The following is a 26606-nucleotide window of genomic DNA, read 5'->3' as shown; positions in this document are numbered from 1 at the left end:
CCTTTCCGTCACACGCGCCCCCGATCGCGCCCACAACGTGTGTGGACTTAAGAAAACGCCCGTTTGGGGACCAACGGTTCCCTCGCATGGCGTAGACCACAAAACCCGGCCACAAAACCCGGCCACAAAACCCGGCCACGAAGGACGGCCTCCGGAACGCGGACGGGCCCGGTGGGCCTCCCGTTCCCGGGAGGCCCACCGGGCCCTGTCATCCGTTCTCAGCCGGAGCTCAGACGCCGCTCGGCTCCCGCACCGGCTCGCGGTCCGCCGCCCGCTCCGGGGCGGTGTCCGTGAGCTGCTGCTGGAGCTTCTCGCCCTCGACGTCCACGTTCGGCAGCACCTTGCCGAGCCAGCCCGGCATCCACCAGGCGGCCTTGCCCAGCAGGGCGAGGACGGCCGGGACGATCGCCATCCGGACGATGAACGCGTCGAAGAAGACGGCGATGGCCAGGCCGAAGCCGATCATCTTGATCATCTGCTCCGAGGAGCCGATGAAGCCGGCGAAGACGCTGATCATGATGATGGCGGCGGCCGTGACGACCCGCGCGCCGTGCTTGAAGCCGGTCACGACGGCCTGGCCGGGACGCTCGCCGTGGACGAACGCCTCCCGCATCCGGGTGACGAGGAAGACCTCGTAGTCCATCGCGAGACCGAAGACGACACCCACCATGAAGATCGGCATCATGCTCATGATCGGGCCGGTCTCCTCGACCCCGAAGAGCGAGCCGAGCCAGCCCCACTGGAAGACCGCGACGACGGCGCCGAGGGCCGCGACGACGGACAGCAGGAAGCCGAGCGCCGCCTTCAGCGGGACGAGCACGGACCGGAAGACGATCATCAGCAGGAGGAAGGCCAGGCCGACGACGAGCGCCAGGTAGGGCAGCAGCGCGTCGTTCAGCTTCTGCGAGACGTCGATGTTCATCGCCGTCGCGCCGGTGACGAGCACCTTCGCGCCCGCGTCGGCGCCCGCCTCGGCGCCCTTGTCGCGGATCGCGTGGACCAGGTCCTCGGTCTCGACGCTGGTCGGCTTGGACTTCGGGACGACCAGCAGGGTGGCCGCGTCCCCGGCCTTGTTGAACTGCGCGGGCGTGACCGCCGCGACGTTGTCCAGGCCCTTCAGGGTGTTCTGGACCTTGTCCATCGCGCCCTTGGGGTCCTTGGCGCCGGCCACGTCGCCGACGACCATCAGAGGACCGTTGAAGCCCGGACCGAAGCCCTCGGACAGCAGGTCGTACGCCTTGCGCTGGGTGCTGCTCTTGGAGGCGGCGCCGTCGTCCGGCAGGCCCAGCTCCAGGGAGGCGGCCGGCACGGCCATCGCGCCCAGGCCCAGCACACCGATCACCAGGACCAGCACCGGCTTGCGCAGCACGAGCCGGGCCCAGCGGGTGCCCATGTTCGGCTTGTCCTCGGCGGCCGAGCCCGGCTTCGCCTTGCGGACCTTGCGGGCCAGCACCTGCTTGCCCGCGAAGCCGAGCAGCGCGGGGATGAAGGTGAGCGCGATGAGGACGGCGATGGCGACCGTACCGGCGGCGGCCATGCCCATCTCCGTCAGCACGGGGATGTTGACGACCGCGAGGCCGGCCAGCGCGATGACGACCGTGAGACCGGCGAAGACCACGGCGGAACCGGCGGTGCCGACGGCCCGGCCGGCGGCCTCCTCCCGCTCACGGCCCTCGGCGAGCTCCGCGCGGTAGCGGGAGACGATGAACAGCGCGTAGTCGATGCCGACCGCCAGGCCGATCATCATCGCCAGCGTGGAGGTGTTGCTGGAGAGGTTCAGGACCGGCGTCAGCGCGGCGATCGAGGAGACGCCGATGCCCACGCCGATGATGGCGGTCAGCAGCGGCAGACCGGCGGCGACCAGCGAGCCGAAGGTGATCAGCAGGACGACCGCCGACACCGCGATGCCGATGGCCTCCGAGCCGCCCTCGGGCATCGACTGGAGCACGCTGCCGCCGACCTCGACGGTCAGGCCCGCGTCACGCCCGTCCTGGGCCGCGGCCTTCAGCTCGTCGCGCGAGGACTCCTCGAGGTCCGTGGACTTGACCTTGTACGCGACGGACGCGTAGCCGGTGGTCCCCGCCGGGTTGACGGCGTTGCCGGCGAACGGGTCGACGGCCACGGCGACCTGCGGGCTGCGCTTGAGGTCGGCGATGACCTTCTCGACGGCCGCCTTGTTCTTCGCGTCGGCGAGCTTCTGGCCCTCCGGGGCCTTGAAGACGACGCGGGCGCTCGCGTTCTGCTCGTTGTTGCCCGGGAAGCGCTTCTCCAGCAGGTCGAACGCCTGCTGCGCCTCGGTGCCGGGTATGGAGAAGTCGTTGTTGGTGGACTTGGACGCCGTGGCGGCGCCGGCCCCGGCCAGCACCAGCAGCAACAGCCAGGTGAGGGCGAAGTACCAGCGGCGCCGATAGGCGAGCCGGCCTATTTTGTAGAGGAACGTGGCCACGAGAAGGTCGTGCTCCCGTCGGATCAGGTGGACGAACAGGGCATGGGGGGCCAGCCCGACGACGAGAGCGGCGCGTCAGGTGGGAGGTGTGGGGGTGGTGGGGAGGTAAGAAACCGGCGCTACAGACCGAGGGCGGGGAGGACCACGGCGTCGATGTAGCGGATCAGGTACGAGGGGTCGGCGTTCCGGTCCTCGACCAGCGGCCGGGTGAGGAAGGCGCCGAGCATCATGTGCGGGACGTAATCCAGCGCGGGGGTGTCCGCGGCGATCTCGCCCCGGTCGACCGCGCGGCGCAGCATGGCGTCCATGCCGGCCATCTCCGGCTCGATCAGCAGCTCGCGCAACGCGCGGTGGAGATCGGCGTTCGTGTGGATCGCGTGCCCCAGGCCCCGCATAAGAGCGGCGTCCTGTTCCATCTGCGCATCGTCGGCCTCGCACACCATGGCCAGGAGGTCACCGCGCACCGAACCGGTGTCGATGTCCGCCAGCTTGATCGGCTTCTTGTGGCGCAGGGCGCTCACCACCAGCTCCGGCTTGCCCTTCCACTGGCGGTAGAGGGTGGCTTTGCTGGAGTGCGTACGGGCCGCGACGGCGTCCATGGTGAGGGCGTCGTAGCCGACCTCACGCAGGATGTCGAGCACGGCTTCGTACAGCTCGGCCTCGCGCTCAGGGGTCAGCCGGGTGCGTCGCACCGCCGGAGTGGGTGATTCCGTCGACATGCCGCGCCCCCTTCCGGCTGACCGGTGAACCTACTGAACGAAACGGTTTCGTACACCTCGAGAGTAACGGCCGGGGAAAGCGAAACGACGGCGTTTCGATGGTGTTCTCCGTCACGATGACCGAGTTGCCGCGGCCCCCGGGGCCCGAAACCATGGGTGGGGTGAGAGAGGACCCTGGCGCGTATCTCCGCTTCCCGCATCTGCACGGCGATCTCCTCTGCTTCACCGCCGAGGACGATCTCTGGGTGGCGCCCCTGACCCCCGCGGGCGCCGCCGACGGACCCGGCGGGCCGGGCACCGCCGGCCGGGCCTGGCGGCTGACCGTCGACCGGACCCGGGTGGGACACCCCCGGTTCTCGCCCGACGGCCGGCACATCGCCTTCACCACCTGGCGCAGCCTCGACCCCGAGATCCACCTCGCCTCCGTGGACGGCGGCCCCGCCCGCCGCCTCACCTACTGGGGCAGCAGCGACACCCGGGTCTGCGGCTGGGCGCCGCCCGACGACCACGGCACCTGCGACGTCCTCGCCGTCTCCTCGCACGGCCAGCCCTTCTCGTACTTCTCCTGGGCCTACCGGCTGCCCACCGACGGCAGCCCCGGCGGCCGGCTCCCCTGGGGCCCGGTCTCGGACATCGCGACGCGCGGCGCGGACCACAAGACGCTGCTGCTGGCGGGCAAACCGCCGCACGAGCCCGCCGCGTGGAAGCGCTACCGCGGCGGGGCGACCGGGCGGCTGTGGCTGCACGGCACCCGGCTGGTCCCGGACCTCGGCGGCCACCTGGAGTCGCCGATGTTCGTCGGCGACCGGATCGCCTTCCTCTCCGACCACGAGGGCGTCGGCAACCTCTACTCCTGCCTCCCCGACAGCTCCGACCTGCGCCGCCACACCGACCACGACGCCTTCTACGCCCGGCACGCCTCGACCGACGGCACCCGCGTCGTCTACCAGTGCGCGGGCGAGCTGTGGCTCGTCGACGACCTCGGCCCGCGGGGCGTTCCGCGCCGGCTGGACGTCCGCCTCGGCGGGCCGCGCGCGGGCCGGCGCGCGTACCAGGTGCAGGCCGCCTCGCACGTCGACGGGCTGGCGGTGGACGCGACCGGCCGGGCCAGCGCCGTCCAGGTGCGCGGCAGCCTCTACTGGCTCACCCACCGCGACGGCCCGGCCCGGACGATCGCCGACACCCCCGGGGTCCGGGTCCGGATGCCGGAGATGCTCGGCTCGACGGGGCAGGTGGCCTATGTGACGGACGCGGAGGGCGAGGACGCGATCGAGATCGCGCAACTGCCGCGCGCCACCGGGCCCGGTGAGCCGCGCCGCCTGGCGGCGGGCCGGATCGGCCGGGTGCACGAGCTCCTCGCGTCGCCGGACGGCGAGCGGCTCGCGGTCGCCGCGCACGACGGGCGGCTGCTGCTCGTGGACACCTCGACGGGGGAGGCGGGGGAAGAGGGGGAGGCGGAGGGGGCCGGCCCGGAGGGAGAGGCCGCGGCGACGGGCGGTGGCAACGGCGCCTCCGATGCCGTCAGCGAACTCATCCGCTCCACCAACGGCCCCGTACGCGACCTCGCCTTCTCCCCCGACTCCGCGTGGCTGACCTGGTCGCACCCCGGCATCGGCCGCTCCCTGCGCCAGATCAAGATCGCCCGGCTCTCGGACCGGCTGATCGTCGACGTCACCAACGGCCGCTTCGAGGACGAACAGCCCGTCTTCACCCGCGACGGCCGCTATCTCGCCTTCCTCTCCTGGCGCGGCTTCGACCCCGTCTACGACGTGCACACCGGCGACCTCTCCTTCCCGCTGGGCTGCCGCCCCTACCTCGTACCGCTGTCGTCCGCGACGCCCTCGCCGTTCGCGCTGTCGGCGGAGGGCAGACCGGCGGCCGGCGGGCTGGACGCGGACGACAACGGCGGCGCGGACGGGGCGACGCTGGTGGAGGTGGAGGGGCTGGAGAGCCGGGTGACGCAGTTCCCGGTGGCCGCCTCGAAGTACTCGGCGCTCTTCCCGGTCAGCGGCGGCGGCCTGGTCTGGCTGCGCTGGCCGATCTCCGGCGCCCTGGGCGAGACATTCGCCAACCCCGCGGACACCTCCGGCCGCCCCACGCTCGAACACTTCGACCTGGCGAAGGCCAAGCGCTCCGAACTCACCAGCTCACTGGACTGGTTCGCGGTCAGCGGTGACGGCACCCGGCTGGTCGTCAACGACGAGGGCGAGCTGCGCGCCGTGCCCGCCACGGACGTCGGCGACCCCGACTCCACCGTCTACATCGACATGCGGCGCATCCTGCACGACGTCGACCCGGCGGCCGAGTGGCGGCAGGCCTACGAGGAGGCCGGGCGGATCGTCCGCGCGTACTTCTGGGAGCCGGGGATGTGCGGCGTCGACTGGGACGCGGTGCTGGACCAGTACCGGCCGCTGGTCGAACGGGTCGCCACCCCCGACGACTTCGCGGACCTGCTGCGCGAGGTCCTCGGCGAGCTGGGCACCTCGCACGCGTACGTCGTCCCGGCGCGCCGCAACGAGGGCCCGCCGCACTACCAGCGGGCCATCGGGCTGCTCGGCGCCAACCTGGTCCGGGGCAAGGACGGCTCCTGGACCGTGCGCCGCATCCTGCCCGGCGACTCCTCCGACTCCAAGGCGCGCTCGCCGCTGGCCGGTTCGGGCATCCGGGAGGGCGCGGCGCTCACGCACGTCGACGGCCGGCCGGTGGACCCGGTCGCGGGCCCGTACCCGCTGCTGTCGGCGGCGGGCGGCACCACCGTGGAGCTGACCTTCCGGCCGCCGGAGGGCGAGGGACCGGCCCGCCGGGTGGCCGTCGTGCCGCTGGTCGACGAGCGGCCGCTGCGCTACCAGGACTGGGTGGCCAAGCGCCGAGCGGTGGTACGGGAGCTCAGCGGCGGCAAGTGCGGCTATCTGCACATCCCCGACATGGGCGGCTCCGGCTGGGCGCAGTTCAACCGCGACCTGCGGATGGAGATGTCACGGCCCGCGCTGATCGTGGACGTACGCGGCAACGCGGGCGGCAACATCAGCGAGCTGGTGGTGGAGAAGCTGACCCGCACGATCGTCGGCTGGGACCTGACGCGGGACGCCCAGCCGGTGTCCTACGCGAGCAACGCGCCGCGCGGGCCCGTCGTCGCGATCGCGGACGAGATGACCTCCTCCGACGGCGACATGATCACCGCGGCCTTCCGGCTCCAGGGCATCGGACCGGTGGTGGGCCTGCGCACCTGGGGCGGTGTGGTCGGGATGACCGGGCGGCACCGGCTGGGCGACGGCACCGCGATCACCGTGCCCATGAACGCCGCGTGGTTCGACGCGTACGGCTGGGGCGTGGAGAACCACGGGGTCGAACCCGACATCGAGATCGACCGCACCCCGCTGGACTGGGCGGAGGGCCGGCACAAGCAGCTCGACGACGCGGTGCGGGTGGCGCTCGACCTGCTGGAGCGGCACGGGGCGGCGAACCCGCCGGACTACTCGGGGGTGCCGGACCTGAGGCGGCCGAAGCTGCCGCCGCGGCGGTGAGCCGCCGAGGGGCGGGGGCCGGGTAACCCGGTAAGGGGCACTCCCCATTGGGGAGTGCCCCTTACGTTTCCGTTTCCGCTACCGCTGCGCCCTACTTACGGTCGTCCATCTCGTCCTGGATGTCGTCGAAGGACCGCTGCCCCTGCTGACGGGCCTCGTCCGCGCGCTGCCGGAGCCGCTCCTGCTCGCTCTGGCCGCGCTGCTTCGCCTCGTCCGCCTTGCCCTGCAGCTTCTCCTTGGCCTGCTGGGCCTTGGCCTGCATCTCGTCCTTGATGCCCATGCTGGTTCACTCCTAGCGGGGTGGGGGGTGGGGCGGATGAGCGCCCCGGATCAGCGTGGCACGCACCCCCACACGACGCATATCGGACGATTACGGAACGCTACGCTCGTGCCTCGGCTGTTCGACGCGGGCCTTCTCGTCCGCCGCGCCGCCCGCGCCCACCAGCCTGCTCCCCAGCCCCTCGAGCCTCGGCCCGAAACGGCGCATCTCGCGCCCGGCGCCCAGCGCGAGGGGGCCGGGCAGCAGGCCGCGCACGGGCTGCATCCCGCGCAGCCAGCCCTGCGCGTAGACGTGGGCGGAGCGCCGTTCGATGCCGGCGACCAGGCGGTCGACGGCCGGGCCCAGCGGGTAAGTACGGTTCAGGGGCCACGGCAGGCGCTGCCGCATCTCGCGCATCACCTCCTGCTCGTCGGCGCCGCGCACCATGTCGGTGTCGGTCCAGGTGAGATAGCCGACGCCGACCCGTACGCCCTTGTGGCCGACCTCGGCGCGCAGGCAGTGCGCGTACGCCTCGACGCCCGACTTCGAGGCGCAGTACGCGGTCATCATGGGCGCCGGGGCGAGGGCGGCGAGGGACGCTATCTGGAGCAGATAGCCACGGCTCTCGGACAGGACGGGCAGGAAGGCGCGGCCGGTGACGGCGCTGCCTATGAGGTTGACCTCGATGACGCGCCGCCACACCTCGGGGTCGGAGTCGGCGAAGGGGCCGCCGCCGGCGACACCCGCGTTGGCGACGACGATGTCCACCTTGCCGAAGCGGGCCTTGACCTCGGCGGCGACCCGAGCCATCGCCTCGTGGTCGGTGACGTCGGCGTGCCAGTGGGCCGCGTCCTCGTGCAGCGAGCGGGCGACGCGGCCGAGTTCGTCGGGTTCCAGGCCGACGAGCGCGACCTTGGCGCCCCGGGCGGAGAGCTTGCGGGCGAGCTGTTCCCCTACCCCGCGCGCGGCTCCGGTGACCACGGCGACCTGGCCTTCCAGGGCGGTACGTCCTCTCATCGCGCTGCCTCCGTGGCGGGTGTGGTGGCGGGTGCGGATACGGGTGCGGATACGGGTGCGGTCGTACGGGCTCCGGGCGCCCGGAGCAGCTGATACTCGGCGAGGTCGACGCGGCGGGTGGCGCGGCGGAACGCGGAGGTGGTGTCCGGCCAGAGGGTGGTGTTGCGGCCGTCCGCGTCCAGGTACCAGCTCCGGCAGCCGCCGGTGCTCCAGACCGTGCGCTTCATACGCGACTGGAGTCCGCGGTTCCAGGCACCCATGGCGGAGCGGCGGGCGTCGAGGGCCGCGCGACCGCCGAGGGTGTCCAACTGCCGCATGTAGTCGGCCAGGTAGTTCAGCTGGGACTCGATCATCAGGATCATCGAGCTGTTGCCGAGACCGGTGTTGGGGCCGAGGATCATCAGGAAGTTGGGGAAGCCGTGGATGCTGGCGCCGCGCAGGGTGGCCATGCCGCCCTTCCACGCCTCGGCGAGGGTGACGCCGTCGACGCCGGTCACATGAGCCGCCATCGGCACGTCCGTCACACGGAAGCCGGTGCCGAAGACGAGGGCGTCGGCCTCCGTCTCCGTGCCGTCGGCGGCGATCAGCGTCGAGCCGCGCACCTCGGCGAGGCCGGAGGTCACGACGTCCACATTGGGCCGGGTGAGGGCCGGGTAGTAGTCGTTGGAGAGCAGGATCCGTTTGCAGCCGATGCGGTAGTCGGGGGTGAGCGCGGCCCGGAGCGCGGGGTCCTTGACGGCCTTGCGCAGATGCGCCCTGGCGACGTTCTCGACCAGACCGAACCGTTCCGGGCGCTTGGTGAACACGCTGACCTGGGCCTCGCGGACGCCCCAGAGGAACCCGCGGCGCACCGTGCGCGTCGGGGGCACATGGGTGTGCAGCCAGCGTTCGACGGCGGTGATCTGCCGGTCGGCGCGGGGCAGCACCCAGGGCGCGGTGCGCTGGAAGAGGGTCAGCCGGCGCACGTCGGGCTGGACGGCCGGGACGATCTGGATGGCGGAGGCTCCGGTGCCGACGACGGCGAGGCGCTTGCCGCGCAGGTCGTAGGAGTGGTCCCAGCGGGAGGAGTGGAAGACCGTGCCGGGGAAGGTGTCCAGGCCGGGGACGTCGGGGACGCTGGGGTCGGAGAGCGGGCCGCAGGCGGAGACGACGACGTCGGCGGTGCGCGGGCCGGCGGCGGTGTCGATCTCCCAGAGCAGCCGCCCGGCGTCCCAGCGCAGGCCGCGCACCTCGCAGCCGAGGCGCAGGTGCGGGCGGATCCCGAAGGTGTCGGCGACGTGCTCCAGGTAGGCGCGGATGTGCGGCTGGCCGGAGAAGTTGCGGGGCCAGCGGGAGTTGGGGGCGAAGGAGAAGGAGTAGAGGTGGGAGGGGACGTCGCAGGCGCAGCCGGGGTAGGAGTTGTCCCGCCAGGTGCCGCCGATCGAGTCTGCCCGCTCCAGGACGACGAAGTCGGTGATGCCCTCGCGGCGCAATCGCACGGCCGCCCCGAGGCCGCCGAATCCGGACCCGATCACCGCCACCCGTGTGTGCTCGTGCTCGTGCTCGGCCATGCCGCCGCCTTCCGGTCTCTCGCGTCGACCGCGCCAGTGATTGCTGGCACGGTGGGAGCGTAGGACAGCGGACGGAGGAGCGATAGGGGCCCGGGGCAAGGAAGTTACCGGCGGTTCGGAAGGGCTTCCCTCGTGGACGTAAAGGCATAGGCTGCGGGCGTGGCGAGTGACGAGGGCGCCCCCGAGGCCGTGGCGGCGAGCGGTGCCGCCGGGCCCGAGCGGCGCGAGTACCGGGTCGCGGAGCTGGCCGAGGCGGCCGGGGTCTCCGTCCGCACGGTGCGCTTCTACCGCGAGCGCAGACTGCTCCCGCCGCCGCGCCGGGAGGGCCGCATCGCGTGGTACGGCGGACACCACCTGGCCCGGCTGCGCGCGATCGCGGCGCTCCTGGAGCGCGGCCACACGCTGGGCGGCATCGCCGAGCTGCTCACGGCGTTCGAGTGCGGGCGGGACGTCGGGGAGCTCCTCGGCCTGGCGGGCGCCGCGATCACCGTCCCGTGGTCGGAGGAGACCGCGGTCCGGCTCACCCCGGCGGAACTGGCCGACCGCTTCCCCGGCGAGGTCACCCCGGAGAACCTCACGGCCTCCGTGGACATCGGCTACCTCCGGCCGGAGGGCGACGAGCTCGTCCACATCAGCCGCCGGCTGCTCGACGCCTCGACGGCCCTGGTGGCCCACGGCGTCCCGCTGGCCGCGGTGCTGGCCGCCGGCCGCGAGGTCCGCGCCCACGCCGACGCCCTCGCGGAGACCTTCACGACCCTGATCCGCACCCACGTCCTGGCGGACGCCCTCGCCCGCGCCGCGTCGGGCCGCCCCGTACCCCCCGCCGAACTCGCCCGCCTCACCGAGACCCTCCACCAGCTGCGCCCCCTGGCCAACACGGTCGTGGAGGCGGAGGTGGCCATGGCCATGGACCGGCGCGTGCGCACCGAACTCGACGAATGGCTCGGTGCGCACGGCGCCGCCGACGAACCGGGACCTGCCCGGCCCGGCTGACGACGGCGGCGATCGTGTGGGCGGACCCATGCCGTAAGTACGACCCACACGACGGGGGTGGCCGGGTGTGCGGTGTGCGGTGACGGCTCCGGCGCCCGGATTTCCGGGAACGGGCGCCGTGCGCAAGGCGATTGAAGCAACAAGTGGCGTGGCGCCGCAGAAGAAGCCGAATATCGCCCGATCAAACGCTTTATTTGCGCCGAAGGCGGGGCGACTCAGCGTCGGTGGGTACCGAGCCGCCCATGACCACCAAGGCCGTGGACCGGCCACGGCGCACAGGGGCCGCGAGCAGCACGCTCACGGGCTTTTCGCACTTCTCGCAGGGGGTCAGGCCGTCCAGCCAGAGGACGATGCGGTCGCACCCCTCGCACTTCGCGATCTCACCTCCGGATTCGGCGGCCACGGTCACGCCCCCCTATCGACGCGGTCGGGACTCGGCGCACCGACTTCGGCTGCTCTGTTCATGACGGGCGCCTCTCGGTTCGGTCGTATGTCGTCACCCCGAGCATGCGGGCCCTTGCGGGACGTATCAGTGGCATTCCAGGGACAGTTGGATCGTCAGGGCGGTAGCTTGGAAACGTCCTAAACGTCCGAGGGGGAGCCCTTGAACACTGCCCTGCGGTCGGCTACGGCTGACGCCGGCCTCTCGCCACGGCAGCTGGCCCTGCGGGTCGGAGTGTCGGGCAAGACCGTCGAGCGCTGGATCAGCGACCCGGAGCTGACTCCGCATCCGAGGAATCGCCATGACGCCTGTGCAGCGTTGGGAGTTGACGAAGACATGTTGTGGCCCAAGGCCGTCAAGGAGCGCATCAAGGCGGGAACCGACAGGGAGATCGTCCACAGCTACCCCTACCGGTCGGCCTGCCCGTCCACGGTATGGGGCGAACTGGTCGACGGGGCGACCGAGGAGCTGTTCTTCGCCGGCTTCACGAACTACTTCCTCTGGCTCGACCAGCCCGACTTCGTCGGCACGCTGCGCCGCAAGCTGAAGCAGGGCTGCCGGGTCCGCTTCCTTCTCGGCGACCCCGCCGGGGAGGTGGCCCGGCAGCGCGAGAGGATCGAGGACGTCGCCCTCCAGGTCTCCACCCGTATCAGGATCACCCTGGAGCATCTGGAGAAACTCGGCCCGGCGGAGAAGCTGGAGGTCCGCTTCTCGTCGGCGACGGACGCGACCAACCATGTCTCGCTGTCCGTCTTCCGCTTCGACGACCAGGCGCTGGTCACGCCGCACCTGGCCCGGCTGGTCGGCCACGACTCGCCCCTGCTGCACCTGCGCCGCCACGGTGAGGCCGGAATGTTCTCCCGCTTCGCCGAGCACAGCGAGGAACTCTGGTCGCGGGGTGTGCGGGTGCCTGCCGTGGTCAGCGGAGGATGACCTCCACGCGTCTCTCCGTCAGTTCGAGCACCATCTCGTCGAAGTAGCTGTACCGCTCGCCCTGTGGGCTCAGCACCCGGGCCAGGCCGCGCCGTGCGACGTCGGAGTCCTCCCAGACGAGGGTGAAGGGAGCGGTAGCCCCGAAGTTTCCCCTCAGGCAGTCGTGCACCGCCCCGAAGCAGCCGCCGAAGTACCCGCCGGGGCCGTTGACGGCCTCACCGAGGGCCAGGTACAGGCCCGGCACGTCCGTGATGTGCCGCCCGTCCATGCGGTAGACGGTCCCGGCCGGGCGGTCCGGGGTACTGCGGCCTCGGCAACCATGTTCCCGTACGAGGTCGAGCCACGCCTGGCGGTCGGCGGTTCCGTACCCGGCCCAGGCGTTGGGCTCCCTGGGGCAGCCGTCGATACGGCGCTCCCAGAGCGGCCGGGCGAACACCGGGACCGTCTCCCGGAGCGCTTCGGTGAGGTCGATGTCGATCAGCCCGGGGCCGAGGGCCGACGGGCGCCACGCGGCCACCTCGGCGTTGACGTGGCGGTCGGTCAGCTCGGCGCCGGTCCGGTCCAGGGCGACCAGGAGCGCCTCTCCGAGGCGCAGCGCGCTCTTGGTGCCGGTGGCGAGGGCCTCCTGGAGCGCGGCGCCGGGGGCGCAGCCGATCAGCCGCAGGGGGGCGGGGGCCGGCTCGTCGTCCGGCGGGTCGAGCTCGGTGAAGTCCCCGCAGGTTCCGAGTGGTTCGCGCTCGTCGTGCAGCATCAGGCCCGCCCCGAAGTACGGGTCGTCGGGCGGGTCCACGTAGCCGTCCGCGCCTTCGATGACGATGTCCCACAGCGCGGCGTCCCCGGCGTGCGGCCGGTGGTCGACCACCCGCACGTCCGCCAGGTGCCAGGCGTCGATCCGCTCCGACCCCGCCGGATGCAGCTCGTCGGGCCGCGGCGCCACCCAGATGTCACCGAGCCGGTTCGCGCCACCCGTCAGCGCTTCCCGCAAGGGCCCGGAGGGGGCGCATCCGGTCAGCCGGTATGCCGCGCGGCAAGGGTCCGCGAACAGCCCGGAGACGTCCGCGCAGACGCCCCATTCCGTCTTGTCCTCGGTCCTGACCAGGGCGAACGCGGGGGTGTCGGTCCGGCCGGCCGGCTCGGGCCATATGTGCTTCGGTACGGGGTCCTCCCAGGTGGATGTGCTGGGTCGGATCGTAGACGACCGTCACAAGAGCGAGTGACTCATTTACGTACCTGCGCGGCGACCACGCAGGCCTCGGGCCAGTGGGCATTCCAGTTCAGAATGCGCGCGGTTGGGCGAGCAGGCCACCACGGCGAGGCTGAGGAAGAGCGGGCGCCGTAGGTAGTGGCCGAGGGAGATGTCCCCGCCCCACCCGAGGGTCGCGACCGCGTGAGCGGTCCTCCCGGCGAGCCGGGCGGCGTCACGGTCGGCAGCCGGGACGAAGCGTGGCGCATGCTCCGCGAGCCGCTCCCCGAGCCAGTCCGCGGCTTCCTTGGGCTCGTCCCAAGTGCCCTGGATCAGCGCGGCGGGCTTCACCAGCCAGTACGCCGTCTCCAGCGGGGGCAGACCGGTCACCCGCCACTCCGCCGTGGCCTGTCGGTACCGCTCCCGCACATCCGGCGGGCTGGTGTCCGTCGGAGGCGTCGGGGAGGGAGGCCGCCGCGCACTCTCCCTGTCGAACTCGGCTTTGTCGCCCACCCAGAGATAACCGTGGAAATGCACAGCCGCAGCCCTTCCCGGAACGCTGATGGGGGCGGCCCCCGCGCTCCCGCAGCGGGAAGGCGAGGGCCGCGTATCGAGGGGTCAGGCCGAGAGCCCGAAACGGGCCGGATCGATACCGGCCGCGTCCAGTTCCGCGAGAGTGAACCTCAGCGGCTCCGCGCCGGGCCGCTTGCTGTCACCGAGGGCGTAGACGCCGGCTCCGATACGGGCGAGAGTGACGCACGATTCGCCGTCCGGGTGCGTGTTGCCACCGCACGCCTTCATGAACCGGACGTCTTCGAGAGGCAGGCCGTACAGATCGGTCACAATGAGCCTTCCTGAGGGAGTAGGACGGTTTCCGCAGAAGTGCTCCCACATCGTGGATCCGCGCCAGTCACAAGACCAGCTCTATTCACGTCCTGGCTTAAAGATCACGAGCGGCGTCTGCGCACTCCCTCAAGAAGGTTCGGGCATCGTCCCCGAGAAGAGCATGTCGTTCCATGACGGAAAACAGTTCCAGATGTGCGGCCACATCCCGGGAGTCCCTCAGTACGAGAATCCCGGCAGTCGTCTCCACTGTGGTCAGGGTCGTGTCATAGATCGTAAATGTGTCCATCGGGGCAACCGGAATGTGCCCCCTGGCCGGGACGACTCCCAGTTTCACGTTGGGAAGTCTCGACACCGAGACCAGCCGGTCCAGCTGCATGGCCATGGCCGGGGCGGGAACGAGAGGCCATTTGACGGCCAACTCCGACAGGAGAAAAGTGAACTTCTTGGTCGTGTCGTACAGGATCTCCTGACGGTCCAGCTTCTTCGTGATCAGCCTGCTCTGATCGCCCTGCAGGTGAGAAAGGCTGGCTTTGATGTACTCCGGCGTGGACAGGAGCCCAGTAATCATCGACAGCAGAAAGTATCTGAACTCGGATGACGAGGACTCCAGGCCGGCCAGCTCCTGCTGCTTCTGATGGAGCCCTCGGCGGCGAAGCGACCGCAGATCCTGCCATTCGGTATGGGCGGTCCTCGCGAGAGCCGTCGCCTCATCGATCAGCTCCTGCGGGGCGTCGGTCGCCCTCAGGATGCGTTCGACATCGATGATGCTCGCGAGGACCTTCCCGTTCTCGATCCTGCTGATCTTGGATTGAGACATGTTGCAGCGCTTGGCGAGCCGGTCTCCGGAGAGCCCGGCCCGCTTGCGTACGTCCTTGAGCATGGCCGCCAGATCCTGCTTGGACTGGCCCATCTGCTCGGGATGGAGCGTCACCCTCCCGTGTACTCCAGGAACGGAACGGACTCGGACACCGCGATCCGCTGGTATTCGACGAACCGACCGACGTCTCCATCATGCAGCTCGCGGCTGATCTGCGTGCCATCCGGACGGTAATTCATGAGAACCACCTTGGATCGGTCGAACATCCAGAAGTCCGGGACTCCTGGCAGCGGATTCTCCCGTTCCGTCACGTCGAGGATGCGGATATCCTCACCGGCCTTGATGTGGTGCCGGTAGTAGTACTCGAACTCGAATCGCAGGTATTCAGAGAGAGGGCGAGTCACGATGTGAACCCGCCCGACCCTCTTGCCCCCCTCGCTCCACCCCCGGACCTCACTCATCCAGCTCGACCAGTAGTCGTCGGGGGATTTCTCGCCGGCCAGGAAGCGATCCATCTTTTCGACTTCTTGAGGCATGGTGTAGACGGGCAGCGTCTCCAGGCGCCACGCCTCCGACCGCATGAAGTCGAAGCACCTGTTCCACTCTTCACCAGCCAAGAGCACGGAAAGCCTCCTTGAGAACGCTCTCGGGAACCTCCACGAGCCCCTCACCGCGAGGCGGAGTGAAGGCGTCGGACACGTTGCCCTGCACCACGAACGATCCTGTCGCCGTGCGGTACACGTTCGGGCAGTCCTTTTCTCCGCATTCACCATCGCCGTTACCGGTGAGACGGGTGAGCGCCGCGCGTCCGGACATGCGAACCCCCTTGACCGTAGGCCCTGTTGGGCCGACTGCCGACGACGTTACGAGGGTCTATGCATGAGCGTCCATGCCAGGACGCGACTATGCGCGTGTTGGACTAAGGATCTTGTCGCGGCACCTAACCAGTGCGCGGACACGGCCGTGCAGGGATCGGGCGACGGTGACTGCTCACTCGCAAGAGTCCACTGTCCGACGAGGCACAACGACCGGGTATAGGCGATCGCCCCCACGAGCACCCCGGAAAGCGAAACCCCCACCCGGCCGTTCAGGCCGGGCGGAGGCCCGGGGTCGCGGCGAAGGCCCGATCCATCTGCCGGGGCGGGCCCATGAACCCGACTGTCACATGCCGGGCTCCGCGCGGGCCGCCATGTGGCGGATGTCGGACGCCTCTTCCAGGAGCGCCTTGGCTTCGGCCGGATCGGCGCACTCGTAGGCGGCACGGTGTTCGAGAGCGGTGACGTGGGCGTCGAGCCGCGGGTCGCGAGCGATCGCGTACTCGCCCCACCAACGGGCCATGAAGGCGGGCACCATGCTGATGTCGTACGCGTCGGCGACGTACCGCTTCCAGTGCGCGTCGAAATCGGGCAGGAGCTGGGGGGCGTGCTGGGCGATGGCCGCGCGGAGTGCCTTCGGGGTTCTCTCCGGCATGGGCGGGGTGCCCGGCTCGCCCATGGCAGCGGTGGGCATCGTGTCCCTCCTCCGTCCGGCCTGTGCTTCCTGGTGCGGGATACCGCCCGTGTGCAGCCTATCGCCGCACAGGCCGCGCGCGAGGGCGTACGGGGCACACGGCCGAACCGTGCCCCGCCCGCCCTCTCGCCGGGCTACTGGCCGTAGACGACGGTCACCGGCGCGTGGTCCGACCACCGCTGGTCATGGCTGGCCGCCCGCTCCACGTACGCCTTCACCGCGCGCTCCCCCAGCCCCGGCGTCACGACCTGGTAGTCGATGCGCCACCCCGAGTCGTTGTCGAAGGCGCGGCCGCGGTAGGACCACCAGGAGTACGGGCCCTCGACGCCCGGGTGGAGGGCGCGGACGACGTCCACGTACGCCGCCTCGTCGAAGACGCGGGTCAGCCAGGCGCGCTCCTCGGGGAGGAAGCCGGCGCTCTTGCGGTTGGCCTTCCAGTTCTTGAGGTCGGCCTCGGTGTGGGCGATGTTCCAGTCGCCGCAGACGATCACCTCACGGCCGTCCGCCGCCGCCCGCGCGCGGAGCGCGACCAGGTACGGCAGGAACTCCGCCATGAAGCGTTCCTTCTCGTCCTGGCGCTCCGTGCCCACCTCGCCCGAGGGCAGGTAGAGGCTCGCGACCGTGACGCCCGGCAGGTCGATCTCCACATAGCGGCCGCTGCCGTCGAACTCGGCCGAGCCGAAGCCGACCCGCACCGCCTCCGGCTCCCGGCGCGAGTAGATCGAGACGCCCGCGCGGCCCTTGGCCGCCGCCGGGGCGTGCACCGTGTGCCAGCCGGCCGGCTCCCGGACCTCGTCGGGGAGCTGGTGGGCCTCGGCGCGCACCTCCTGGAGGCAGACGACATCGGCCTCGGTCTGCGCCAGCCAGTCCACGAAGCCCTTCTTGGCGGCGGCGCGCAGCCCGTTCACATTCACAGAGGTCACGGTGAGCATTCCGGCACGATACCGACTTCCAAGACACCCCTGCCGCCGAACCCCCACACACCCGTACGATTTTCCGATGCGCATCGTGACTGCCACTTACGATCACCCGGACGCCGTGAAGCTCACTGACCAGGTGCAGCAGGAGTACGTGGAACGCTACGGCGACGGCGACCTCACCCCCATGGACCCGGCGCAGTTCGACCCGCCGCGTGGCCTATATCTCATCGCCTACGACGAGGACGGCTCCCCCGTCGCCACCGGCGGCTGGCGGTCCCAGGAGGCGGGCGAGGAGGGCTACGCCGACGGGGACGCCGAGCTGAAGCGGATGTACGTCGTCCGGGGTGCGCGCGGGCGCGGGCTCGCCCGGAAGATCCTCGCGGCCCTGGAGGACGACGCGCGCCGGGCCGGGCGCACCCGGATGGTGCTGGAGACCGGCGTCATGCAGCCCGAGGCCATCGCCCTGTACCTCTCCTCCGGCTACGAGCCGGCCGAGCGGAAGTTCGGCCTGTACCGGTTCCACGTCGACAGCCGGTGCTTCACCAAGTCCTTCCTCGTCTGACGGAGGCCCCGGCGGAGGTCCTTCCTCCTCTAACGGAGGCCCCCGCGGAAGTCCCCTTACCTGAACGGAGGTCCCAGCAGAGGCCCCCGCCTGACGGAGGTCCCGGCGGAACCTGGAAGCGCGCCCGGCGGAAGCCCCCTCGCCCGAACCCCCTCACCTGTCCTCGATCGCCGCCTCCACCGCCTTCCGCACCCCCTCCGCCGGATACCTCTCCACCGCGTCCCCGTACGGCTCCAGCGCGCCGTCCACCAGCTCCGGGCGGTCCTCCGCCACCTCCGCGATCAGTACCGTGCTGCCCGGCGGCACCTCCGCCGCCAGCATCTCCACCGCCGCGTTCGCCGCCGTCGCCTCGCGCGCGTCGTGGGCGCCGCCGATGAGCCCGCCCGCCCCGAAGCCGATCATGATGCCGAGCGGGCCCCCGAGGATGCCGACGAGCCCGCCGACCAGGCCGCCCACCGCGAATCCCCGCGCCGTGCCGGTGTGGTCCTCGGAGTCCGGGAACTCCAGGTTGCCCTCCGCGTCCCGGCTGATCACCGTGGCCTCGCGCAGGCGGATGTCACCGTCCTCGTGGGCCTGCCGCAGGGCGTCGAGGGCGTGCCGCCCCGCCCCGGGGCCGTCGACGTTCATGAACAGGACGTGTTCGTCCATCGTGGCCGCTCCCATGCGTCCGCCGCGTCAGCTTCCGCTGCTCCGGCTGTCCTGCCTGCTCCGGTTGTCCTGCCTGCTCCGGCCGTGCCTTCCTGCCGCGCCGTCTTCCCGCTACGTCGTCCGCCCGCCGCGTCGTCTGCCCGCTACGTCCGCGCCGACAAGGCCCGGTCTCCACCGGGCCCCGTCGAATCCGACGGTTCCACTTTTGCGGCTACCCCGTCGGTCCGCACGTTCACGCCCCGGCGCCCCCGGCGTCCCGGACGTCCCCCGGCCCGCCCGCCGGGGAAGGGCGGCCGTCCGCCCCCTCCGGCCCCCGCACCGCCCCCGTGAGGTCCAGCGTCGCCTCCGCTCCCCCGTCCTCCGGGTTCGCGAACGCCAGCCCCGCCCCCAGCACCCTGGCCTGGCCCGCCGCGATCGTCAGGCCCAGGCCCAGGCCCAGGCCCGACCCCGAGCCCGTACGGAACCGCTGCGGGCCCCGTGTGAGCAGCTCCGGCGGGAAGCCGGGCCCGCTGTCCCGCACCCGGACGACGCCGCCGTCCACCTCCACGACGACCGGCGCCCGGCCGTGCCGGAACGCGTTCGTCACCAGGTTGGCGAGGATCCGCTCCACGCGTCGTCCGTCGGTCTCGACCAGGGCGTCCGCGACGATCTTGACCGTCACCTCGGCACCACCCGCCTCCGCCGGCACAGCCGTGCCCCGCACCGCCCGCCGCGTCAGCTCCCCCAACGCCCGTACGTCCGTGTCGGCGCGCTCCGCCGAGCCGTCCAGCCGGGCGACCTCCAGGACGTCCTCCATCAGGCCGCTCACCCGCCGGGCCCGCTCCTGGACCATATCGGCGGGCCTGCCGGGCGGCAGCAGCGCCGCCGCCGCGACCAGGCCGGCCACCGGCGTGCGCAGCTCGTGGGCGATGTTCGCGGTCACCTCGCGCTCGGCCGCCAGCCGGGCGGCCAGCGCGTCGGCCATGGTGTTGACGGCGACCGTCAGCCGCGCGATCTCGTCCTTGCCGCCGCGCGGTCTCAGCCGGGCGCTGAGGTCGCCCTGGGCTATCCGCTCGGCGGTGCGCGCGGAGGCGTTCAGGCGGCGGCCGGCGACGGTCGCGAGGCCCACCCCCACGACGCACGCGAAGGCCGTGCCGAGGCCGCCCGCCCACCACAGGACCTGGTCGAGGTCGCGGAGGTTCTTCGTCTGCCGGGTGTAGGGGTGCTTGACGACGATGACGTCGTGGCCCAGCCGGCTGCCCGCCCAGAGCGTCGGCTCGGGGCCGCCGCGCTCCAGGTACGTGGCGCGTTTGCCCTTGTCGATCGCGGCCCGCAGGGGCCCGGGTATCCGGTCGGGGTTGATCAGCGTCCGGGGGCGGTCGACGCCCGCCGCGTGGTCCTCGACGGCCGTGCCGAGCCGGGTGTCGATGGCCTCGCGGGCGGTCTCCAGCTGGTTCATGGCGGTGCGGTGGTGCACGACGAGCCCCATGATGACGGCGACCAGGGCGGCCGTGGCGGTGATGGCCACACCGATCTTCGTGCGCAGTCCCATGGCTGGCGGCTCCTCGACGGCTAACGCTGGGGGACGTGGAGCCGGAGGTCGCGCAGGCCGGCGGGGCCCGGCACGGAGCGCTCCGCGGGCAGGCCGCCGGGTTCGACCGTCGCGCGGCTGTAGTAGGCGGAACGATCCTGTCGTACGAGCCCGCTGAGCGTGACCTTCGCCCTGCGCGGCCCCTCCTGGCACCCCGGGCCGCACCAGGCGCCCTCCACCCGGCCGACGGCGACCGCGGTGGCCCCGCCCCAGGTCCGCCAGCGCAGGCCCGCCAGCCGGACGGTCTCCGAGACCGGGAGGGCGGCCGGGCGGCGGAGCGGGGACTTCCCCGGGCCCTCGGAGACGTACACCGGGCCGCCGGTGGCCGCCGGAGGGCTCTGCGCGGGGCCGCTGACCTTCAGCCCGCCGGGTTCGGCGCATCCGCACAGCAGCACGGCCGCCGCCAGGGCGGCGGCCAGGGCCGCGGCGCCGAGGGGCACGGTGAGGGTTCGCGGGGAACGCACGGGATCGGGCTTCCTCTGAGGGATCTGAGAGAGCTGCGGGGGCTGCGAGGGCTGTGGGGTCTGAAGGATCCGAGGGGACGGACGGATCGGATGAGCCCGCACGCCTAGCAGTTCCGACCCACCCGATGGGGCCATTCGTGCCAAATGTAACCGGCGTGGCTGGATTGCCGCCCGCGCCCTTGCCTCGCGGCGGTCGTCAGCTCGTAGGATCACCGCGCTCCAGTGGTCCAGTCCGGTCGCCGCAGTGCCACGGTGGAGGTCACTCATGCACATCGCCCGTCGTACGCTCCTCGGCGCGCTCGCCGGATCCGCCGCGCTCGGGGCCGTGGGCCCGTCCCCCGCCGCTGCCGACGACGAGGCCGGGGCCGCCGCCACGAGCGCGGCCGGGGACGCCGCCGACGCCGACCGGGTGACGGAGGCCGGCCAGGCCGAGGCCAGGGCCTCCGCCACGGCCGCCGCTGCCGCCCTCGCCCGGCTGCTGCCCCGCCACCACCGCCAGGTCACCTTCCGCACCGTGCCGCGCGCGGGCGGCGCGGACGCCTTCCGGGTGACGGGCGGGACGGGCGCCCTCGTGGTGGCGGGCACCACACCCGCGGTGCAGCTCACGGGCTTCCACTGGTACCTCAGACACACGGCCCACGCCCACTTCTCCTGGAACGGTGCGCAGACCGCCCTCCCCGACCGTCTCCCCGGCGTCCGTACCCCGCTCGTCAAGGCCGCGAACGTCACCCACCGCTTCGCCCTCAACGACACCAACGACGGCTACACCGGGCCGTACAAGGGGTGGGACTACTGGGAGCGGGAAATCGATGTACTGGCCCTCCACGGCTACAACGAGGTGCTGGTCTACGCGGGAGCCGACGCGGTCTACCACCGGACGTTCGCGGAGTACGGCTACGACGACGCGGAGCTGCGCCGCTGGCTGCCCGGCCCCGCCCATCAGCCGTGGTGGCTGCTCCAGAACATGTCCTCCTTCGGCGGACCGGTCTCCGGCGAACTCCTCGACCGCCGCACCGCCCTGGCGAAGCGGATCGTACGGCGGCTGCGCGAGCTGGGCATGACACCGGTGTTCCCCGGCTACTTCGGCACGGTGCCGCCCGGCTTCACCCGCCGCAACCCCGGCGCGCGCACCGTCCCCCAAGGCAACTGGGGCGGATTCCGCCGCCCCGACTGGCTCGACCCGCGCACCCGGCACTTCGGGCGCGTGGCCCGGACCTTCTACCGGGTGCAGAAGGAACTGTTCGGCTCCACGTCGATGTACAAGATGGACCTGCTGCACGAGGGCGGCAAGCCCGGGAACGTACCCGTGGGCGAGGCGGCCAGGGCCGTCGAGAAGGCGCTGCGCGCCGCGCACCCCAAGGCGACCTGGGCCATCCTCGGCTGGCAGGAGAACCCCCGCCGCGAGATCGTCGACGCCGTCGACAAGAGCCGCATGCTGATCCTCGACGGCATCTCCGACCACTATCCGAACGTCACGGACCGCGAGGCCGACTGGGGCGGCACGCCCTACACCTTCGGCTCGATCTGGAACTTCGGCGGCCACACCGCGATGGGCGCCAACACCCCCGACTGGGCCGCCCTCTACGACGACTGGCGCACCCGGGACGGCAGCGCCATGGACGGCATCGCCCTGATGCCGGAGGCCGCCGACAACAACCCGGCGGCCCTGGCCCTCTTCAGCGACCTGCCGTGGACGGACGGGGCGGTGGCGCTCAAGGAGTGGTTCGAGCGGTGGCCGCGCTACCGCTACGGCGGCGCGGACGCCCACGCCGTCCGCGCCTGGGACGTGCTGCGCCGCACGGCCTACGGCACCAGCCGCGCCGACCGTTGGAGCGAGCCCGCCGACGGCCTGTTCGGCGCCCGCCCGGACCTGGCCGTCAGCCACGCCGCCGCCTGGTCGCCGCGCGCCCTGCGCTACGACGCGGAGCAGTTCGACCGCGCCCTGCCCGAACTGCTCGCGGTGGCCCCGGCCCTGCGCCGGAGCAGTGCGTACCGCTATGACCTCCTCGACGTCACCCGGCAGTGCGTGTCCAACCGCGCCCGGCTCCTGCTGCCCCGCGTCAAGGCCGCCTACGACGCGGGCGACCGGGCCCGCTTCCGCGAGCTGACGCGCCAGTGGCTGAGCTGGATCGACCTCCTGGAGAAGACCGTCGCCACCGACGCGGACCACCTGCTGGGCCGCTGGATCGCCGACGCCCGTTCCTACGGTTCCTCCGAGGCCGAGCGCGACCGTCTGGAGTACGACGCGGTGTCCCTGCTCACCACCTGGGGCGGCCGCGCCTCGGCGAACGGCGGCAAGCTGCACGACTACGCCAACCGCGAGTGGTCCGGGCTGGTCGGCGGGCTCTACCGGCTGCGCTGGAAGACGTACTTCACGGAGCTGGACGCGGCCCTCACGGCCCACCGCAAGCCGAAGCCCATCGACTGGTTCGCCTTGGAGGACCGCTGGACGCGCCATCACCCGGCGTACCCGGCGCGGCCGTCGGGGGACATCGTCCGGGTGGCCCGCGAGGTGGCGGCGAAGCTCTGAGCGGACGGCCCGGCCCGGGCCGGCGATCCGGCTCGGGCGGACGATCCGGCCCGGGCGGTCGGACCCGGACGGCCCGGTCGCACCGACGACCAGGAACCTCAGAGCCGCACGCCCGCCCGCTTGACCGCCCGCCCCACCACCGTCGTCTCCGCCCGCGCGATGCCGAGGGGCGCGAGGACGTCGGTGGTGAAGCGGTACAGCCCGCCGAGGTCCTCGCAGAAGAGCGCCACCAGGAGGTTGGAGGGGCCGCTCGTCGCCAGCACGCCGTGCACCCGTGGGTGCGCGGCGAGCACCCGGCCCGCCTCGGCCAGCCGGGCGGGCGGCACCTCCAGCCACAGGTTGGCGTCGACCGCCATGCCCAGCAGGCGCGGGTCGACACCGACGTGGGTCCGCAGCAGCCCGGCCCCGGTCAGCCGCCGCAGCCGGCGGCGCACCGTGGACTCGGGGACGCCGAGCTCGGCGGCGAGCGCGGCGCCCGGCAGCCGGGCGTCCCGGTCGAGGACGGCGAACAGCCTCGCGTCCAGGGCGTCGGGGGCGTACGTGCCCCCGGCCGGAGCGGAAACCTCCGGGGGCCCGGCCGGGTCCGGGGCCGGGGTCAGCGCCGCCGCCTCCCCCTCGTCCAGCCAGCCGGCCCGCCACTGCGCCGCGTCGGCGTACACGTGCAGGACGGCGTGGACGGTGCTGTCCGCGACCGCCCGGGTGGCGGGCAGCTGCCGGTAGAGCAGCCGGTCGCGGTCCCCGGCGGTCGGGACGACCACGGCGCCGATCTCCTCACCGCCCATCAGGATGTCGACGAACGGCACGTCGGGGCGGGCGGCCAGGGCGTCCGCGAGCGTCTCGACCTTGCCGCGCAGCACCCGTACGCGCAGGACGAGCGCCCCGACCGCGCCACTGCCCTCCGGGTCCGGCATCCGGGTGACCCGCACCAGGCCGGCCTCCCGCATCCGGGCCAGCCTGCGCGCGACCGTACGGGCGGAGACGCCGAGGACCTCCGCGATCCGCCGGGTCTCGGCGCGCCCGTCGATCTGGAGGGCGGAGACGATCCGGCGGTCGAGGAGATCCAGCGTCCTGGCGGGATCCGCCACTGAGGTATCCATGATTTCCACTATCCGCCACTTCCCGCCCCTCCAGGGGCAGTCCGGGGCGCACCCTCGATAGACATCCGCCATGACCTCGAACACCGCGCCCACGAAGACCCCGACCGCCCAGACCCCGACCGCCCAGACCTCGACCGCGCGGACCCCGACCGCACAGACCCCGAACCCGAAGATCGCGAACCCGAACCCGAACACGGCACCGGACCTCGCCCGTCTCCTCCCCGCCGCCGTCGAAGCCGCCCGCGCCGCGGGCACCCAGTTGGCCGGCCACCGGCCGGCGGAGCCTGTGCCCGCCACCGACCTGGCGTCGTTCGCCGAGGCGTTCCGCTCCTACGACGAGCCCGCGGCGGCCCTCCTCCACGACCGGCTGGGCGCGCTCCGGCCCCAGGCGGGGCTGCTCACGGACGAGTTCGGGGACGAGGTCCCGGACGAGGGCGAGTGGTGGCTGTGCGACGCGACCGACGGCGCCGTGCAGTACCTCCAGGGCCTGCCGTACTGGTGCGTCTCGGTGACCCTGCTGCGCGACGGCGCCCCCGTCCTCACGGTGCTGCACGCGCCGCTCCAGGGCATGACGTACACGGCGACGCTGGGCGGCGGTGCCCGTCTGGGCTCCCGTCCGGTGCGGCCGTCGCGCCGGGCGCTGTCCGCCGCCGTCGTCGCCACGAGCCACCCGCCGTTCGCGGACCGCCACCCCGAGGCCGCCCGCTGGGCCGGTGCCTCCCTGGGCGCGGCCCTGGGCTCCGTGCTCGCCGTGCGCAACCTCGGACCGACGTCCCTCCAGGTCGCCCATGTCGCCTCGGGCCACCTCGACGCGTTCTGGTCGTACGGGCCCGACGCCGCCAATCTGCTGCCGGGCGCCCTCATCGCCCGCGAGGCCGGCGCCACGGTCACGGACGCGGCCGGAGCCCCCTGGACCCCCCGCTCCGCGGGCTTCCTCGCCGCTTCCCCGACCCTCCATCAGGAATTCGTGACCTCTGTCACAAACTCCCCCGCCCTCGGGTGAATATGCCGGGGCTTCAGAGACTTCGGCCCGTCGGGCGCCCCAACAACCCCCGGAACGCCGAAATCCCGCCCGATCGTGATGATCGGACGGGATTCCGTCTGCCTTTCCCGGGCGGACCCGGGAGAGGCGCTGCGGTGGACCTGTGGGGATTTGAACCCCAGACCCCCTCGATGCGAACGAGGTGCGCTACCAGACTGCGCCACAGGCCCTTGCAACGAGTGAAACTCTAGCACCTCCATACGGGTGCTTGGAAATCCGCTCCCCCGCTGGTCAGCGGCGGGGGTCGCGGACGGCCCCGATCACTCGTTGGCCGCGCGGGGGCGGCCGTCCTCCGCGTACTGGTCGAAGAGGGGGGTGCGGCCGCGCTCGCGGGGGCGGCGGCGGCCGCGGGCCGGGCGGCGCTCCTGCGCGGGCGCGGGGGCGGCGGCCGGTTCGGCGGTGCTGGAGCGGGCGGAGCTCCAGGTGTCGGGCGCGCCGAGGTCGACGCTCTCGACACCGCGTGGGGCGACCGGCGCGGTGACGTACGTCGGCAGCGGTACGGGCACGGGCTCCCAGCCCTCGCCGCCGGCGCGGCGGTCGCGCTGCTGGTCGACCCACTCCGCGTGGTCCGTCTGCTCGACGAGCGCGCGGCGGTCCGCCGTCACCGAGGGCTCGGGCACCGGCGGCGGCGTGGGCGCCGGGTGGGAGACCGTGTCAACGGGGGCGGCGGCGGTCACGGGGTCCGGCGCCGCCGCGTGAGGGCGGGGGCGGCCCTCGCGGAGCCGCTGGGCGGCCAGCTCGGCGCGGCGCTGGTCCATGGTGAAGGCGAACCGGCGCCGTTCCTGGATCCGCAGATAGATGATGTACGCGCTGAGCAGCAGGGCGGGCGCCGCCGGGACCCAGAGGAACGCCAGGCCGCCCACGCCCGCGACGACCGCGCCGACGGTGAAGGCCAGGAAGAGGATCACGGTGGTGCGGCGGCGGCGCGCGAGGACCTTCGAGCGCCGGGCGCGCTCGGCCGCCGCCGAGGCGGCCGCGACACCGGCCGCGCCGGACGGCCCGGAAAGACCCGGAGACCCCGACGGACCCGACGGACCCGCAGCCCCGGAATGAGACCCCTGCCCGCCGGACGCCGGCGACGCGGACGACTGGCCCGACGCCGGCCGCTCCCCGGAAGAGGGCGCGGCGAAGGGCCGGACGTCGACCATTTCGGTCGGCGTGTCCGGCTCGGGCACGCGGGCCTCCGGCTCCGCGGGCTCGGCTGAGACCGGCGCGTCGTCGGAGGCGCGCCCTTCCAGGTCCTTGGCGTAACGGCGCTCCATTCCCGCCCGTCCGGACAAGAGCCGGATGGCGGTGCTGAAGCGTTCCGTCGGACGGGCCTCATTGAGCTCGTCCTGCCTACGGAGCCACATCGGCACCAAGTAGGCGGCCCAGGCCCCGACGATGACTGCGTAGATGAGGCCGCTGCTGCTCACAGTTCACACCGTAGAGGGGTCCACGCGAGGGATTCCGCCAATTGGCCCGGTGTGTCGCACGATCCGGCTGATATCTCGAACTTTTTTTGTGATTGTTGGGGCCGAGATCACTCGAATACC

Annotated in this window: 24 protein-coding genes and 1 tRNA gene; 6 read left to right on the top strand and 19 right to left on the bottom strand. The window is 72.4% G+C overall.

The features are described from left to right. Positions 1-229 precede the first annotated feature (229 nt). Positions 230-2446, bottom strand: a complete 2217-nt coding sequence (locus LUZ64_RS18285) for an MMPL family transporter (RefSeq protein WP_095579347.1) — start codon at positions 2444-2446, stop codon at positions 230-232. A 119-nt stretch (positions 2447-2565) separates the two neighbouring features. Next, positions 2566-3138 (bottom strand): TetR/AcrR family transcriptional regulator, encoded by a 573-nt coding sequence (locus LUZ64_RS18280; protein ID WP_095579346.1) that lies wholly within the window; start codon positions 3136-3138, stop codon positions 2566-2568. Positions 3139-3317: 179 nt separating this feature from the next. On the opposite strand from LUZ64_RS18280, the gene LUZ64_RS18275 reads away from it, so the two are divergent. Further along, the gene (locus tag LUZ64_RS18275) at positions 3318-6689 is read left to right on the top strand and encodes a S41 family peptidase (RefSeq protein ID WP_232390169.1); all 3372 of its coding nucleotides are present in this window, start codon (positions 3318-3320) and stop codon (positions 6687-6689) included. 91 nt (positions 6690-6780) lie between these two features. Here the strand turns inward: LUZ64_RS18275 and LUZ64_RS18270 are convergent, their stop codons facing one another. From LUZ64_RS18270 to LUZ64_RS18260, 3 genes are all read right to left on the bottom strand, one after another. Next, entirely contained in the window at positions 6781-6969 is a 189-nt protein-coding gene (locus LUZ64_RS18270; protein ID WP_095585116.1) for a hypothetical protein, read from the bottom strand. Positions 6970-7059: 90 nt separating this feature from the next. Beyond that, the gene (locus tag LUZ64_RS18265) at positions 7060-7965 is read right to left on the bottom strand and encodes an SDR family oxidoreductase (RefSeq protein ID WP_095585117.1); all 906 of its coding nucleotides are present in this window, start codon (positions 7963-7965) and stop codon (positions 7060-7062) included. Beyond that, positions 7962-9515, bottom strand: coding sequence for a flavin-containing monooxygenase (locus tag LUZ64_RS18260; RefSeq protein WP_095585118.1), 1554 nt, complete (start codon positions 9513-9515; stop codon positions 7962-7964). The genes LUZ64_RS18265 and LUZ64_RS18260 overlap by 4 nt, the downstream gene beginning before the upstream one ends. A 189-nt stretch (positions 9516-9704) precedes the next feature. On the opposite strand from LUZ64_RS18260, the gene LUZ64_RS18255 reads away from it, so the two are divergent. Both LUZ64_RS18255 and LUZ64_RS18250 read left to right on the top strand, forming a co-directional pair. After that, a complete protein-coding gene (locus tag LUZ64_RS18255) occupies positions 9705-10508 on the top strand; it encodes a MerR family transcriptional regulator (RefSeq protein WP_095585131.1) in 804 nt (267 codons plus the stop codon). Positions 10509-11286: 778 nt separating this feature from the next. After that, positions 11287-11883, top strand: coding sequence for a DUF5919 domain-containing protein (locus LUZ64_RS18250; RefSeq protein ID WP_232390170.1), 597 nt, complete (start codon positions 11287-11289; stop codon positions 11881-11883). Here the strand turns inward: LUZ64_RS18250 and LUZ64_RS18245 are convergent. The 8 genes from LUZ64_RS18245 to LUZ64_RS18210 all read right to left on the bottom strand — a co-directional run bounded on the left by LUZ64_RS18245 (position 11870) and on the right by LUZ64_RS18210 (position 17170). After that, on the bottom strand, positions 11870-12868 hold the full coding sequence (locus tag LUZ64_RS18245; RefSeq protein ID WP_095585121.1) for a barstar family protein: 999 nt from the start codon (positions 12866-12868) through the stop codon (positions 11870-11872). The two genes, LUZ64_RS18250 and LUZ64_RS18245, sit on opposite strands and share 14 nt — an antisense overlap. 237 nt (positions 12869-13105) lie before the next feature. Further along, a complete protein-coding gene (locus LUZ64_RS18240; RefSeq protein WP_095585122.1) occupies positions 13106-13603 on the bottom strand; it encodes a hypothetical protein in 498 nt (165 codons plus the stop codon). Positions 13604-13684: 81 nt separating this feature from the next. Then, positions 13685-13909: a DUF397 domain-containing protein gene (locus LUZ64_RS18235; RefSeq protein WP_095585123.1), complete on the bottom strand. Its 225-nt coding sequence runs from the start codon at positions 13907-13909 to the stop codon at positions 13685-13687. A gap of 97 nt (positions 13910-14006) precedes the next feature. Further along, a complete protein-coding gene (locus LUZ64_RS18230; protein ID WP_095585124.1) occupies positions 14007-14843 on the bottom strand; it encodes a helix-turn-helix domain-containing protein in 837 nt (278 codons plus the stop codon). Beyond that, entirely contained in the window at positions 14840-15352 is a 513-nt protein-coding gene (locus tag LUZ64_RS18225; RefSeq protein ID WP_095585125.1) for a DUF6879 family protein, read from the bottom strand. The genes LUZ64_RS18230 and LUZ64_RS18225 overlap by 4 nt, the downstream gene beginning before the upstream one ends. Then, positions 15336-15545 carry a hypothetical protein gene (locus LUZ64_RS18220; RefSeq protein ID WP_095585126.1) on the bottom strand — a complete coding sequence of 70 codons (210 nt, stop codon included), beginning with the start codon at positions 15543-15545 and terminating at the stop codon, positions 15336-15338. The genes LUZ64_RS18225 and LUZ64_RS18220 overlap by 17 nt, the downstream gene beginning before the upstream one ends. Positions 15546-15890: 345 nt before the next feature. After that, a complete protein-coding gene (locus LUZ64_RS18215) occupies positions 15891-16238 on the bottom strand; it encodes a hypothetical protein (RefSeq protein ID WP_232390171.1) in 348 nt (115 codons plus the stop codon). 134 nt (positions 16239-16372) lie between these two features. Then, complete coding sequence (locus LUZ64_RS18210) at positions 16373-17170, bottom strand: exodeoxyribonuclease III (protein WP_095585128.1); 798 nt, start codon at positions 17168-17170, stop codon at positions 16373-16375. A 67-nt stretch (positions 17171-17237) separates the two neighbouring features. On the opposite strand from LUZ64_RS18210, the gene LUZ64_RS18205 reads away from it, so the two are divergent. Continuing rightward, entirely contained in the window at positions 17238-17720 is a 483-nt protein-coding gene (locus tag LUZ64_RS18205; protein WP_095585129.1) for a GNAT family N-acetyltransferase, read from the top strand. Positions 17721-17873: 153 nt separating this feature from the next. On the opposite strand, the gene LUZ64_RS18200 is transcribed toward LUZ64_RS18205, so the two are convergent. From LUZ64_RS18200 to LUZ64_RS18190, 3 genes are all read right to left on the bottom strand, one after another. Beyond that, a complete protein-coding gene (locus LUZ64_RS18200) occupies positions 17874-18368 on the bottom strand; it encodes a DUF1269 domain-containing protein (protein WP_170116967.1) in 495 nt (164 codons plus the stop codon). A 232-nt stretch (positions 18369-18600) separates the two neighbouring features. Continuing rightward, positions 18601-19899 carry a sensor histidine kinase gene (locus LUZ64_RS18195; protein ID WP_232390172.1) on the bottom strand — a complete coding sequence of 433 codons (1299 nt, stop codon included), beginning with the start codon at positions 19897-19899 and terminating at the stop codon, positions 18601-18603. A 20-nt stretch (positions 19900-19919) separates the two neighbouring features. Continuing rightward, positions 19920-20402: a hypothetical protein gene (locus LUZ64_RS18190; protein ID WP_095580036.1), complete on the bottom strand. Its 483-nt coding sequence runs from the start codon at positions 20400-20402 to the stop codon at positions 19920-19922. Positions 20403-20667: 265 nt separating this feature from the next. Between LUZ64_RS18190 and LUZ64_RS18185 the strand changes: the two genes are divergently transcribed. After that, positions 20668-22932, top strand: a complete 2265-nt coding sequence (locus LUZ64_RS18185; protein ID WP_095580038.1) for an alpha-N-acetylglucosaminidase — start codon at positions 20668-20670, stop codon at positions 22930-22932. A 98-nt stretch (positions 22933-23030) separates the two neighbouring features. Here the strand turns inward: LUZ64_RS18185 and LUZ64_RS18180 are convergent, their stop codons facing one another. Then, positions 23031-24029: an Lrp/AsnC family transcriptional regulator gene (locus LUZ64_RS18180; RefSeq protein ID WP_095580040.1), complete on the bottom strand. Its 999-nt coding sequence runs from the start codon at positions 24027-24029 to the stop codon at positions 23031-23033. A gap of 70 nt (positions 24030-24099) precedes the next feature. Here LUZ64_RS18180 and LUZ64_RS18175 point away from each other — a divergent pair, with 70 nt between their 5' ends. Beyond that, entirely contained in the window at positions 24100-25032 is a 933-nt protein-coding gene (locus tag LUZ64_RS18175; protein ID WP_095580042.1) for an inositol monophosphatase family protein, read from the top strand. Positions 25033-25167: 135 nt separating this feature from the next. Here the strand turns inward: LUZ64_RS18175 and LUZ64_RS18170 are convergent. Then, positions 25168-25241: transfer RNA gene (locus LUZ64_RS18170), tRNA-Ala, on the bottom strand. Positions 25242-25331: 90 nt separating this feature from the next. After that, a complete protein-coding gene (gene sepX, locus LUZ64_RS18165) occupies positions 25332-26486 on the bottom strand; it encodes a divisome protein SepX/GlpR (protein ID WP_095580044.1) in 1155 nt (384 codons plus the stop codon). Between the last annotated feature and the right edge of the window lie 120 nt (positions 26487-26606).

The sequence above is a fragment of the Streptomyces albireticuli genome, assembly GCF_021228125.1.
GTDB classification, from domain to species: Bacteria; Actinomycetota; Actinomycetes; order Streptomycetales; family Streptomycetaceae; genus Streptomyces; species Streptomyces albireticuli.
This window is presented reverse-complemented; position numbering and strand designations above follow the sequence as displayed.